Here is a 12,548-nt window from a genome sequence, read left to right as displayed (position 1 = left end):
TCAGAGGGTGAGCAGCGGACGGAGTTCCGCGTACGTGCGGGTGCCGATGCCGCTGACCTGCCGGAGCTGGTCGAGGGAGCGGAAGGAGCCGTGCGAGGTGCGGTAGGCGAGGATGCGCTGGGCGAGGGTCGGGCCGACGCCGGGGAGGGTGTCGAGCTGTTCGAGGGTGGCGCGGTTGAGGCTGACGGGTGGCCGGGGTACGGCGGGGCCCGGGGGTCCGCTGCCGGTTCCGGCGGCCGGGGCCGGGGCGGGGGCAGGGGCCTGCTCGCCGACCAGCAGCTGCTCACCGTCCGTCAGGACGCGGGCCAGGTTGAGGTTCTTGGTGTCCGTCTCCGGTAGCACTCCGCCCGCGGCCCGCAGGGCGTCGGCCACCCGCGAGCCGCCGGGCAGGGTGTGCAGGCCGGGGATGTGGACCCGCCCACCGACGTCGATCACGACGGCCGCACCGACGCCGACCCCAGCACCAGCGCCGGGCACGGCGCCGCCCGAGACGGCGGGACCGGCCTCGACGGCACCGACCGCACCGACCGCACCGACCGCACCGCCCCCTGACGTCGCATCGGCGGGGGCCGACGCGTCCGGCCCCGGCAGCGCCGAGGCAGCCGCCAGCGCGGGAACGGCGACCGTCTCCGGTCTGGCCAGCCAGAAGTGCTGGACGGCATAGCCGACCGCGAACAGCAGCAGGATGACCAGCCCGGCCACCGCGCGCCGGTCAAGCACCACCGCCGGAGCGAACGAACCGAACCGCGGACGCGCCCCGGCGCCCGGTGGCTCCACAGCAGCGCCCGGTGGCTCCGCGGCGGCGCCCAGACCCGTACCCGCACCCGCACCCGCACCCGCACCCGCACCCGGTGGCAACGGCGCCGCGCCCGTCGGCGGCCCGGTCGCCGGCAGCTCCCCCGTCGCGGACGAGACCGCGCCCGCAGCGGCACCCGCAGCCGTAGCCGCCCCCGGGGAACCTCCCCCGCCTTCCCCCGTGCCCCGGCCGCCCACCGGCTCGTCGGCCGTCGGCAGCAGCGCCGCCATCCGCAGCCGCACCGTCTCGTTGATCGCTTGGCGCTTCGCCGCGCCCGGGCCCATCGTCGTCATGCCGAGGACGGTAGGAGTCCCCCGACGAGCGCGCCGAAATTACCGAAAGCCTGTGGATAACCCGGGGGTTGTGGACAAAAATTGTCACTCACACGAGCGATCAAGGCCATCACGAGTTGACCGGCACGGCGCTCGGCCCGCCGTTCCCGAACCGCCCGAAACCAGCCCGCCCCGTCAGCGCGGAGCGACCACCACCGCGAGCAGCCCCGGCCCGACATGCGCGCCGATCACCGCCCCCACCTCGCCGACGTACAGCTCCCGCAGCCCCGGCACCCGCGCCCGCAGCCGCTCCGCGAGCGGCTCGGCCCGGTCCTCGGCGGCGAGGTGGTGCACGGTGATGTCGACTTCCCGCTCCCCCGACCGCTCGACCGCGATCTCCTCCAGCCGCGCGATCGCCCGCGACGCCGTCCGCACCTTCTCCAGCGGCTCGATCCGCCCCCCGTCCAGGTGCAGCAGCGGCTTGACCGCCAGCGCCGACCCGAGCAGCGCCCGCGCCGCCCCGATCCGCCCGCCCCTGCGCAGGTGCTCCAGGGTGTCGACGTAGAAGAAGCCGTTGGTCTCCGCCGCCCGCCGGCCCGCCGCCTCGGCCGCCCCGGCCAGGCTCTGCCCGGCCGCGATCGCCTCGGCCGCCGCCAGCACCCCGTACCCGAGCGCCATCCCGACCAGCCGGCTGTCCACCACGCGCACCGGGACGGGCGCCTCGGCGGCCGCCAGCCGGGCGGCCTCGACGGTGCCGGACAGCTCTCCCGAGATGTGCACCGAGACGATCCCCTTCGCCCCGGCTTCGGCGGCCGCCCGGTACGCGGCGGCGAAGGTCTCCGGGTTCGGCCGTGAGGTGGTCACCCGCTGCTTGCCGTGCAGCGCCTCGGCGACGTCTTTCGGGGAGATCTCGACGCCCTCGCTCAGGACCGAGTCACCGACCGCGACGCTCAGCGGGACCACCGTGATCCCGTGCCGGTCGAGGGCCTCCTGCGGCAGATAGGCCGTGGAATCGGTGACAAGCGCGAGGTCGGAGGGCATGAGGCGGAGGTTACTCCCCGTTCGTGCGCGGGAACAGCGGCCGTCGGCGGACCACCGCGCCGCGGACGCGAGGTGCCCGCGAACCGCCCGCAAGGTGCCCGCGACCCGCCCGCGAGCCAACCCACGAACTGCTCAGAGAGCCGAGCCCGGTGAGCGCCGGGGAAGTCAGCCCGCCGAGGGCCCCGCCGAAGGCTTTCGCAGCCGCTGCGCCAGCTTGGCCAGCGGATCGGCGAGCCCCAACAGCTCCTCCGCGCTCGCACGCCCCTTCCCGTCCGTCAGCCCGGCCCGAGCTGTACCTGCGGCCGTACCCGCGGCCGCCCCCGCCGAGCCACCGGCACTCGAGCCGGACCCTGCACCGGCGCGACCAGAGTCGGCGGAAGCAGAACCGGCGGGAGCAGGACCGGCCCCGTCCCAGTGCCGCAGCGCCCCCGCCTCGCTCTCGCATTCCTGGCTGAGCCGGCTCAGCTCGTCCTCGGCGAACCGGTGCATCCGGTCCTGCGCCGCCCAGCGCATGGTCTCCGCCGCGTGCGTGATCCGTTCCGCCCGCTCGCGCAGCTCCGGCAGCTTGGCGGCGATCCGCGCGGTGTCCGGCTCGCGTTCGAGCATCCGCAGCTCGCCGTCGAGCTCCGCCGCGTGGGCGTCGAGCCGGGTGAGCAGGGCGAGCGCCTCGGCGAGCTGGCCGTCCTGCCCGAGTCCGCCTTCGAGCACCTGCCGGGTGCCGTCGAGCGAGGTCCGCAGGCCGAGCCGGACGGTGGCGATCTGCGCGGGCGGGCCGATCCTGGTGTACGTCTTCGCCTTGAGGGTGGCGGTCTCCACGGCGCGCCGGGCGTTCGCCTCGTGCTTCTCGATCTTCGCGCCGACGGCCTTGGCCGCCTTGACCGTGCCGACCACCGCCAGGACGACCCCCGCGATCCCGAAGAGCAGGACCAGGCCGATCATCACGCCGAACACGTCCATCGTGCGCCACCTTCCGCCACCGTTTCGGCCCCCACCGGGCCCAACGCGGGCCTCATCGCCGAGGGTTCCACGGTAGCGCCGGAGCCCTCCCCGGGACGGCCCGAGCGGGCCCCGCGGCCCGAGATCAGGGACAGATCCGGGATCTCCCCGAGGGCCCGAGCCCGTCCCCGTCCCCGTCCCCCTCGACAGGGCCCCGAGCCCGTCCCCGTCCCCCTCGACAGGACCCCGAGCCTGTCCCCTCCGCCTCGACACGGCCCCGAGCCCGTCCCCTCCCCCTCACATGGCACCGGGCGGGCGCCCCGAAGGACGCCCGCCCGGTCAGCCCCGGCCCCGGAATCAGCCGGTGACGATGTTCACCAGCTTCGGAGCACGCGCGATGACCTTGCGCACCTCCGCGCCGCCGATCGCCGTGACCACCGCCGGGTCCGCCAGCGCCAGGGCCTCCAGCTCGGCGTCCGAGATGCTCGGCGCGACCTCCAGCCGGGCCTTGACCTTGCCCTTGATCTGCACGACGCAGGTCACCGACTCGTCGACCACGTACGCCGGGTCGGCGACCGGGTAGTCGGTGTGCGCCAGCGACTCGCCGTGGCCCAGCCGGCGCCACAGCTCCTCGGCGATGTGCGGGGCCAGCGGCGCGACCATCAGCACCAGCTGCTCGGCCACGGCGCGCGGCGTCGAGCCGCGCTTGACCAGGAAGTTGTTCAGCTCGATGGCCTTGGCGACGGCCGTGTTGAAGCGCAGCGCGGCCATGTCGCCGCGGATGCCGTCGATCGCCTTGTGCAGGGCGCGCAGCGTCGCCTCGTCCGGCGTCTCCTCGGTGACGACCAGTTCGCCGGTGGTCTCGGAGACGACGTTGCGCCACAGCCGCTGCAGGAAGCGGTAGGAGCCGACGACGGCGCGGGTGTCCCACGGGCGGGAGACGTCCAGCGGGCCCATCGACATCTCGTACAGGCGCAGCGTGTCGGCGCCGTACTCGTCGGCGATGTCGTCCGGCGCGACGGCGTTCTTCAGGGACTTGCCCATCTTCCCGGCCTCGCGCTTGACCGGCTCGCCCTGCCAGGAGTACTGGCCGTCGCGCTCCTCGACCTCGGTGGCGGGCACCGGGAAGCCGCGCTCGTCGCGGTAGACGTCGGCGGTGATCATGCCCTGGTTGAACAGCTTGTGGAACGGCTCGACGGAGGAGACGTGGCCCAGGTCGTGCAGCACCTTGTGCCAGAAGCGCGCGTACAGCAGGTGCAGCACGGCGTGCTCGGCACCGCCGACGTACAGGTCGACGCCGCCGGCCGGCTTTGTCTCCGTCGGGCCCAGCCAGTACTGCTCGTTGGCCGGGTCGACGACCGCCGAGGAGTTGGCCGGGTCGACGTAGCGCAGCTCGTACCAGCACGAACCCGCCCAGTTGGGCATGGTGTTGGTCTCGCGGCGGTACTGCTTCGGCCCGTCGCCCAGGTCCAGCTCGACGTTGACCCAGGCTTCGTTGCGCGACAGCGGGGTCTCGGGCGAGGAGCTGGAGTCGAACGCGTCGTAGGTGCGCGGCGAGTAGTCGTCGACCTCGGGGACCTCGACGGGCAGCATCGACTCGGGCAGCGCGTGCATGACGCCGTCCTCGTCGTAGACGATCGGGAAGGGCTCGCCCCAGTACCGCTGGCGGCTGAACAGCCAGTCGCGCAGGCGGTAGTTGACGGTGCCCTCGCCGATGCCGCGCTCGGCCAGCCAGGCGGTCACGTGGGCCTTGGCGTCGACGACGCTCAGGCCGTCCAGGGTCAGCCCGTCACCGGAACCCGCGGAGCCCTGCTCCCGGGCGGAGTTGACGATGACGGAGTCGTACGTGTCGAACGCGTCGTCCCACTGCGTCGGGTCCTCGCCGCGTCCGTCGGTCGGCTCGACGACGCAGCGCATCGGCAGGGCGAAGGCGCGGGCGAAGGCGAAGTCGCGGTGGTCGTGGGCGGGGACGGCCATGATGGCGCCGGTGCCGTAGCCCATCAGCACGTAGTCGGCGATGAACACCGGGACGGACGCGCCGCTGACCGGGTTGACGGCGTAGGCGCCGGTGAAGACGCCGGTCTTGACCTTGGCGTCGACCTGGCGCTCGACGTCCGACTTGGCGGCGGCGGTGGCCCGGTAGGCGGCGACGGCCTCGGCGGGGGTGGCGGCGCCGCCGGTCCACTCGGCGGGCACGTCCTGCGGCCAGGCGGCGGGGACGATCGAGTCGACCAGGCCGTGCTCGGGCGCCAGCACCATGTAGGTGGCGCCGAACAGGGTGTCGGGGCGGGTGGTGAAGACGGTGATCTTCTCTCCGGAACCGACCGCGAAGTCGACCCGGGCGCCTTCGGAGCGTCCGATCCAGTTGCGCTGCTGCAGCTTGATGGCCTCGGGCCAGTCCAGCAGGTCCAGGTCCTCGATCAGCCGGTCGGAGTACGCGGTGATGCGCATCATCCACTGGCGCAGGTTGGACTTGAACACCGGGAAGTTGCCGCGCTCGGAGCGGCCGTCCGCGGTGACCTCCTCGTTGGCCAGTACGGTGCCCAGGCCGGGGCACCAGTTGACCGGCACCTCCTTGGCGTACGCCAGGCGGTACTCGCTCAGCGCCTCGTCGCGCTCGGCGGCGGACAGGGACGCCCACGGGCGCCCGTCCGGGGTCTGCCGCTCGCCGGACTCGAACTGCGCGACCAGCTCGGTGATCGGACGGGCCTTGCGGGCGGCCTCGTCGTACCAGGAGTTGAAGATCTGCAGGAAGATCCACTGGGTCCAGCGGTAGTACTCCGGGTCGATCGTGGAGATCGAGCGGCGCGGGTCGTGGCCCAGGCCCAGCCGGCGCAGCTGGTGGCGCATGTTGGCGATGTTGGCCTCGGTGGAGACCCGCGGGTGGGTGCCGGTCTGCACCGCGTACTGCTCGGCGGGCAGGCCGAAGGCGTCGTAGCCCAGCGTGTGCAGCACGTTGTGGCCGGTCATCCGCTGGTAGCGGGCGAAGACGTCGGTGGCGATGTAGCCCAGCGGGTGGCCGACGTGCAGGCCCGCGCCCGAGGGGTACGGGAACATGTCCATGATGAAGCTGTGCGGCTTCGCGGCGACGTCACCGGCCGACGGGTCGGCCAGCGCACCGGTGGGGTTGGGGGCGTGGAAGGTGCCCTCCTTCTCCCAGATGTCCTGCCAGCGGGACTCGATCTCGGCCGCCAGCGCGGCGCTGTACCGGAACTGCTCGGTCGCGGTCTCGGCCGCGCCGGACGCAGGGGTCGTCTCGCTCATGGTCCTTCAAGCTCCATCGATGTCGGTTGGCGAACCGCGCAGGAGGCCGGCCCGTGGGCCCCGCCCGGGACGGGGTCGGGGGCGGAAAACAAAAAAGCCCCTCGCAGGAGGGGACGCCACGCCGACTCCGGCACCGCCCGAGGGCTCAGCCGGTCCTGGTCAGCGCGGCCGGCTAAGGAGCAGGCGCACGGTTCGCATGGGCTCAGGGTACCGCAAGCGACTCAGCGCGCTCCCGGGTATACCCGCCGGGACGGCCGCCCCGCACCAGCCTCGCCGACCAGCCGGACCGCCACCACGGCAGCCCCACGGCGACCGTCCCACCAGGACAGCCCCACGCACCCGGAACCAGCGGCCAACCGCCGCACCACCGCCCCAACACCCCACCGCACCCGCACCCGCACCCGCGCCACCACCCGCACCACCACCCCGCCACCCGCACCACCACCCCGCCACCCTCACCGCGCCGCCGCCACCCGCCCCGCCGCGTCGAAGTCCCGCAGCGCCTTAGCCAGCCGCTCGGACTGCATCCCCGCCGCGAGCGAGCGCGCCAGCGCCGCCGTGCGGGCCGCCTCCCGCTGGTCGCCGAGCCGCCGGTGGGTCTCGGCGAGGCGCACCATCAGCAGCACCTTGGAGCGGGCCCGCCCGGGGCCGAGTCCGGCCACGGCCTCGGCGAGCAGGGCCTTCGCGAGCCGGTTCCGGCCGAGCGCCAGCCACGCTTCCCCCACCATCCCGGCGAGGGAGGCACGGGCCTCCTCGGTGCCGGGCACGCCGTCCAGTTCGGCGAAGGCGCGGGCGGCGGCGGCCTCGGCCCGCTCCGGCTCGTCCCGGCGGCCGTACGCGCGGGCGAGCCGGCCGAGCTGGCGGGCCCGGCCGGTGGGGCCGAGCGCGGCGCCGTGGGCCTCCAGGGCGGTTTCGAGTGCGGAGACGGCGTCCAGGCCGCGTCCGCCCGGGCCCTGGGTGGCGAGCACGACCAGCGCGCCGAGCACGGCGACCCCGAGCCGGGGGTCTCCGCTGACGTGGGCGGCGCGCAGGGCGGCGACGAAGGCGCGTTGGGCGGCCGCGTCGTGGCCGAGGTCGTACGCGGCCCAGCCGGCTAGCCGGGCGAGCCGGCTGGCCGTGCCGTAGAGCTCGCGTCCCAGCCGTTCGTCGTACGCGCCGAGTTCCAGCAGTTTGGCCAGCATGGCGAGTTCGGCCCGGGTGGGGCCGAGGACGAGGCCGCCGCCGCAGGAGCGTTCGAGCCGCTGCTTGCTGCGGTAGGACAGGCCGAGTTCGCCGACCAGTCCGGCTTCGACGCGCAGCGCGCCCTCGCCGCCTCCGACGGGTGGCGGCGGGGAGGCGAGCCGGGCGGCGGCCTGGTCGAGGTCGGCGTTGCGGAACAGGTCGGTGAGGCGGACCGGTCCGGCGTCGGTGGCGGCTTCGCGCAGCGCGGTCTGGGCGGTGTCGGCGGTCCACGGGTCGGTGAGCAGCCGGGGCGAGAGGATCTTGGCGCCGCGGTGGCCGCCCATCCGGCCCCAGAGCTGCTCGTAGGTGACGGCGATGCCGAGGGTGCGGCTGAGGACCTCGCAGACCGCCTGGTCGTGCGGGCTGCGTGGCACCATGCCGCGGTCGCGCCACTTGTACGGGGCGGTGGAGCTGATGGCCAGGCCCGGCGGCAGCGCGAGGCTCACTTCACGGGCGAGCCGTTCCGGACTCCAGCCGAGTTGGTGGAGTATCCGGGCCAGTTCCTCGTTCCGCCTTCGCTCCAGATCGGCCATGGCACGACGGTAGCGGGATTCCGGGTGCTCCCGCCGGTGGCGGGGGCGAAACGGCGAAGAGCCGCCTCCCGAAACGGGAGGCGGCTCTCGACTGCTGTGGAGCTACGGGGAATTGAACCCCGGACCTCTTGCATGCCATGCAAGCGCTCTACCAACTGAGCTACAGCCCCTTGACCTGCGATGTCACCGGGTTCTTGGCCGTTTCCGTCCGGTTTCCCTCGGCGACATCGACTACTTTACACGGTCAGGGGCGTGCTCCAGAAATCCGTTTCCCGAGGTCCCGGCGGGGGCTCCCGAGGAGCGGCGCTCCGCGCCCCCGAGTCCGCCCCCCGCCCTCCACCCTCCACCCTCCGCCTTCCGTCCCCCGCCGCAGGACCGTCCCCCATGCACGACGGCACCTTCCTCCTAACGCACGGCCCGCCGGCTGCGCGCGGCGAAGCCCGCGGCGGCCAGGACCGCGACGGCGTTGACCAGCAGCGTGGTCTGCAGCGCGTGTCCGGAGTCGGCGGCCGGTGCGGGCAGGTCGACCTGCCCGAGGAACACCGAGCCGAGCACCGCGACCCCGATCACCTGCCCGAGCTGGATGACCGTCACCATGACCCCGCTGGCGTCGGCCGCGTCCTCGGGCGCCACCCCCGCGAGCGCCCGGGCGAACAGCGGCGCGTACGCGCAGCCGGCGATCAGGCCGAGCGCGGCCATCTCGGCCAGCGGTCCCGCGCCGATCTCGGCGCCGCCGCCGAGCAGGACGCCCAGCAGCAGGTAGCCACCGCCGAGGAGCACCGCAGCGAGCGTCGGCAGGGCCGCGTGCAGCCGTCCGGGCAGCCGGTGCCAGTGCATGCTGGACACGCCGAAGCCGATCGCGACGGGCGCCGAGCAGAGCCCGGCCTTCAGGGCGGTGTGGCCGAGCGCGGCCTGCTGGTGCAGGGCGAAGGAGAACATGAAGCCGGCGAAGGCGGCCATGATCGCGAACAGTCCGGCCGCCGCCGGCCGCAGCCCGGGGGCGCGCAGCACCCGTCCGGGGATCAGCGGCTGCCCGCCGCCGCGGGCGATCCGGCGCTCGACCACCACGAACAGGCCGAACAGCAGCACGCTGCCCGCGATCATCGCCCAGCCCCAGGCGGGCCAGCCGAGCTCGTGGCCGAGGACGAGCGGCACCACCAGCAGGCCGAGTGCCGCGCCGAGCACCACCAGGCCGGGGATGTCGAAGCCGCGCGAGGCGTCGCCGGGGGTCCGGGGCAGCAGCCGGGCGCCGGCGGCCAGCAGCAGCACCCCGATCGGCACGTTGACGAGGAACACCGGCCGCCACCCGCTGCCGAACAGGTCGGCGCTGACCAGCACGCCGCCGAGCACCTGGCCGAGCGCCATGCCGCCGGCCAGCACCGCCGAGTAGAGGCCGAGCACCCGGGTGCGGGCGGCGCCGGTGAAGGTGCGCTGCAGCAGGCTCATCACCTGGGGCACCATCAGTGCCGAGCCGGCGCCCTGGAGCAGTCGGAAGGCGATCAGCCAGCCGGTGGACGGGGCGAGGCCGCAGGCCAGCGAGGTGGCGGTGAACGCGGCCAGGCCGATCTGGAACAGTCGGCTGTAGCCGTACCGGGCGCCCAGCCGGGCCCCGGTGATGAGCAGCACGGCGTAGGCGATGGTGTAGCCGGCGATCACCAGTTGCAGGGCGGCGCCGGAGGCGCCCAGGTCGGTCCGGATGGTGGGTACCGCGACATTGACGATGGAGACGTCGAGGACGGCCATGAACTGCCCGCACAGGACGAGCGTGAGGAGGAGACCGGGCCGTACGGCCGGGGCCCCGATGGTGCGTCCGGCCACACTGGGCCGGATCTGAAGGTCCGTCATGGCCACCAGCCTGCGGCCGTGCCGGTACTGGTGGTTAGAGCCTGCTGATCCTGGTACTGGCAGCACCTGTATCGCCCGGCGGACCTGCGGCACGATGGTGGCCATGACCGTCCTGGAGGAACTGCCGACCGCCACGGGCGGGCGCGACCGCCGCCGCACCGAGCTGGCCCGTTTCCTGAAGGCCTGCCGGGCGCGGGTCACTCCCGAGGAGGTCGGGTTGCCGCCCGGGCTGCGCCGTCGTACGCCGGGGCTGCGGCGCGAGGAGGTGGCGCAGCTCGCCGGGGTCGGGGTCACCTGGTACACGTGGCTGGAGCAGGGGCGGCCGATCAACGCGAGCGAGCAGGTGCTGCTGGCGGTGGCCCGGGCACTGCGGTTGGACGGCACCGAGCGCGAGCACCTGTTCCGGCTGGCCGGGATGTCCCCGTCGCCGCACGCGCAGCCGGCCCCGCCGGAGCTGAGCCCGTCGATCCAGGTGATCCTGGACTCGCTCGCCCCGCTGCCGGCGGCGGTCTCCAACACCCGCTTCGACGTGCTGAGCTACAACGGGCCGTACCGCTCGCTGTTCGGCGCCGAGCGGATGCGCCCGTCCCGTGGGGTCGCCTTCAACAGCCTCTGGTGCATGCTGACCGCGCCGCCGTGCTGCAACCCGTGCGAGAACCGTGACGAGGCGCTGCCGCGGATGGTGGCGGTGCTGCGGTCGGCCTACGGCAAGCACGTGGGCGAGCCGGCCTGGGAGCAGCACGTGCAGGAGCTGTCGGCGCGCAGTGAGCTGTTCCGGGAGCTGTGGGACCGCCAGGAGGTCGCGCCGCCGGAGACCTGGCTGCGGTTGTTCCGTCATCCGGAGCTCGGGGTGCTGCGGCTGAACGCCACCTATCTGACGATGCCGGGCGTGCCGGAGTGCTACATCGTCGTGTACGTGCCGGCCGGCCCGGAGGACCGGGAGCGGGTCGAGCTGCTCGGTTCGCTGCCGCCGGGCGGCTGGACGCACATCTGCGTGTAGCGGGGGCTTAGGGCCCGGAACGCCGGAAGGCCGCCACCCGATGGGTGACGACCTTCCGAACTCCTGTGGAGCTACGGGGAATTGAACCCCGGACCTCTTGCATGCCATGCAAGCGCTCTACCAACTGAGCTACAGCCCCGCGACACGGGCGACCCTGGATGACCACGACCGCCGATGCGGAGTGGAGCTACGGGGAATTGAACCCCGGACCTCTTGCATGCCATGCAAGCGCTCTACCAACTGAGCTACAGCCCCGCACTTCACCGGATCTTCCGCTTCCCTTTCGGGCCGCGTTCCCTTCCGTGCGAACGAGGAAGACTCTAGCTGGTCAGGGCCGGAACTGCGAAATCCGGCCCTTCGAGGCCCCCGCACGCCCGTGTCAGACGACCGCGGCGGAGCCGCTCAGGTGTCGCCCCAGGTGTCGCCCCAGGTGTCGCCCCAGGCCGCCTCAGGCGTCGCCTCAGGTGTCGTCGCCGATGACCGGCTGCGGGAGCGTGCCCGCGTTGTGCTCCAGCAGGCGCCAGCCGCGCGCTCCCTGGCCCAGCACCGACCAGCAGCAGTTGGACAGTCCGCCGAAGCACTCCCACTGGGCCGGCTCCAGGTCCAGCAGCCGCCCGAGCATGGTGCGGATCGTCCCGCCGTGGCTGACCACGACCAGGGTGCCGTCGTCCGGCAGCTTGGCCGCGGCCTCCAGCACCACCGGCACCGAGCGGTCGGCGACCTCGGCGGCCAGTTCGCCGCCACCGCCGCGCCGCACCGGCTCGCCGGCCGCCCAGGCCGCGTACTCCTCCGGGAAGCGTTCGCGGATCTCGGCGTTGGTCAGGCCCTGCCAGGAGCCCGCGTAGGTCTCCCGCAGGCCCTCGTGGTGGGTCACGTCGAGTCCGGTGACCTTGGCGAGCTCGTCGGCGGTGCGTCGGGCGCGCTCGAGGTCCGAGGAGATCAGCAGGTCGGGGTGGAGCCCGGAGAGCAGCCGGGCCGCTCGCTGGGCCTGCAGCACGCCCTGGCCGGTCAGCTCGATGTCAGTGGTGCCCTGGAACCGCGATTCGAGGTTCCAGGAGGTCTGACCGTGTCGCCAGAAGACGATGCGCGGGCCGCGCGCGCCGCGGCTCAGTGCAGGTCCTCGGGCTTGCCGAAGTCGTCGGCCGGGGCGAGCGCGTTGCCGGCCTCGTCGGTGTGCGCGTCGGGGCGGTTGCGGGAGGCCAGGGCGTCCTCGGGCAGCGGCAGCTCGGGGCAGTCCTTCCAGAGCCGGTCGAGCGAGTAGAAGGAGCGCTCCTCGGAGTGCTGGACGTGCACGACGATGTCCAGGTAGTCGAGCAGGATCCAGCGGCCGTCGCGCTCGCCCTCGCGGCGCACCGGCTTGATGTCCAGCTGCTCGCGCAGCTGGTCCTCGATCTCCTCGGCGATCGAGCGGACCTGGCGGTCGTTGTTCGCGGAGGCGATCAGGAAGGCGTCGGTGATCGACAGCACCTCGCTGACGTCGAAGGCGATGATGTTGTGCGCGAGCTTGTCGGCCGCCGCCTGGGCGGCGACGGTGATGAGCTGCTGGCTGTGGTCGGTGACGGTCACGGTGTTCTTCCGGCTCGGCGGCGTGGGGCGGCGCCCCGGCACAGGGCCGGGGTCGCCTTCCAGGATCTCACGCC

General features: G+C 73.7%; 9 protein-coding genes and 3 tRNA genes. 1 reads left to right on the top strand and 11 read right to left on the bottom strand.

Annotation, left to right across the window (positions count from 1 at the left end; all coding sequences use genetic code 11):
* From ACZ51D_RS17320 to ACZ51D_RS17290, 7 genes are all read right to left on the bottom strand, one after another.
* Positions 1–723, bottom strand: a complete 723-nt coding sequence (locus ACZ51D_RS17320; protein WP_465662705.1) for a ComEA family DNA-binding protein — start codon at positions 721–723, stop codon at positions 1–3.
* Positions 724–1,263: 540 nt separating this feature from the next.
* On the bottom strand, positions 1,264–2,109 hold the full coding sequence (locus ACZ51D_RS17315; protein ID WP_465620113.1) for a DegV family protein: 846 nt from the start codon (positions 2,107–2,109) through the stop codon (positions 1,264–1,266).
* A gap of 165 nt (positions 2,110–2,274) precedes the next feature.
* On the bottom strand, positions 2,275–3,066 hold the full coding sequence (locus ACZ51D_RS17310; protein WP_465662703.1) for a hypothetical protein: 792 nt from the start codon (positions 3,064–3,066) through the stop codon (positions 2,275–2,277).
* 336 nt (positions 3,067–3,402) lie between these two features.
* A complete protein-coding gene (leuS, locus tag ACZ51D_RS17305) occupies positions 3,403–6,309 on the bottom strand; it encodes a leucine--tRNA ligase (protein WP_465620109.1) in 2,907 nt (968 codons plus the stop codon).
* Positions 6,310–6,764: 455 nt separating this feature from the next.
* On the bottom strand, positions 6,765–8,063 hold the full coding sequence (locus ACZ51D_RS17300) for a hypothetical protein (RefSeq protein WP_360509500.1): 1,299 nt from the start codon (positions 8,061–8,063) through the stop codon (positions 6,765–6,767).
* 97 nt (positions 8,064–8,160) lie between these two features.
* Positions 8,161–8,233 (bottom strand) — tRNA-Ala (locus ACZ51D_RS17295).
* A 235-nt stretch (positions 8,234–8,468) separates the two neighbouring features.
* The gene (locus ACZ51D_RS17290; RefSeq protein ID WP_465620105.1) at positions 8,469–9,908 is read right to left on the bottom strand and encodes an MFS transporter; all 1,440 of its coding nucleotides are present in this window, start codon (positions 9,906–9,908) and stop codon (positions 8,469–8,471) included.
* A 103-nt stretch (positions 9,909–10,011) separates the two neighbouring features.
* On the opposite strand from ACZ51D_RS17290, the gene ACZ51D_RS17285 reads away from it, so the two are divergent.
* Positions 10,012–10,908 carry a helix-turn-helix transcriptional regulator gene (locus ACZ51D_RS17285; protein WP_360509504.1) on the top strand — a complete coding sequence of 299 codons (897 nt, stop codon included), beginning with the start codon at positions 10,012–10,014 and terminating at the stop codon, positions 10,906–10,908.
* Between the two features lie 66 nt (positions 10,909–10,974).
* Here ACZ51D_RS17285 and ACZ51D_RS17280 read toward each other — a convergent pair.
* From ACZ51D_RS17280 to rsfS, 4 genes are all read right to left on the bottom strand, one after another.
* A tRNA-Ala gene (locus ACZ51D_RS17280) sits at positions 10,975–11,047 on the bottom strand.
* Between the two features lie 43 nt (positions 11,048–11,090).
* Positions 11,091–11,163 (bottom strand) — tRNA-Ala (locus tag ACZ51D_RS17275).
* A 205-nt stretch (positions 11,164–11,368) separates the two neighbouring features.
* Positions 11,369–12,019: a histidine phosphatase family protein gene (locus ACZ51D_RS17270; protein WP_465620296.1), complete on the bottom strand. Its 651-nt coding sequence runs from the start codon at positions 12,017–12,019 to the stop codon at positions 11,369–11,371.
* The gene (gene rsfS, locus ACZ51D_RS17265; RefSeq protein ID WP_360509506.1) at positions 12,016–12,474 is read right to left on the bottom strand and encodes a ribosome silencing factor; all 459 of its coding nucleotides are present in this window, start codon (positions 12,472–12,474) and stop codon (positions 12,016–12,018) included. Before rsfS ends, ACZ51D_RS17270 begins: the two co-directional genes overlap by 4 nt.
* Positions 12,475–12,548 lie beyond the last annotated feature (74 nt).

This window comes from Kitasatospora sp. NPDC033851, assembly GCF_055576085.1.
Note: the sequence above shows the minus strand (reverse complement) of the source record. Positions and strands in the feature narration are given on the sequence as shown.

Coding starts and splice junctions, on each gene's coding strand:
- ACZ51D_RS17315 (WP_465620113.1), bottom strand. CDS start 2,109: ATGCCCTCCGACCTCGCGCTTGTCACCGATTCCACGGCCTATCTGCCG.
- ACZ51D_RS17310 (WP_465662703.1), bottom strand. CDS start 3,066: ATGGACGTGTTCGGCGTGATGATCGGCCTGGTCCTGCTCTTCGGGATC.
- leuS (WP_465620109.1), bottom strand. CDS start 6,309: ATGAGCGAGACGACCCCTGCGTCCGGCGCGGCCGAGACCGCGACCGAG.
- ACZ51D_RS17300 (WP_360509500.1), bottom strand. CDS start 8,063: ATGGCCGATCTGGAGCGAAGGCGGAACGAGGAACTGGCCCGGATACTC.
- ACZ51D_RS17290 (WP_465620105.1), bottom strand. CDS start 9,908: ATGACGGACCTTCAGATCCGGCCCAGTGTGGCCGGACGCACCATCGGG.
- ACZ51D_RS17285 (WP_360509504.1), top strand. CDS start 10,012: ATGACCGTCCTGGAGGAACTGCCGACCGCCACGGGCGGGCGCGACCGC.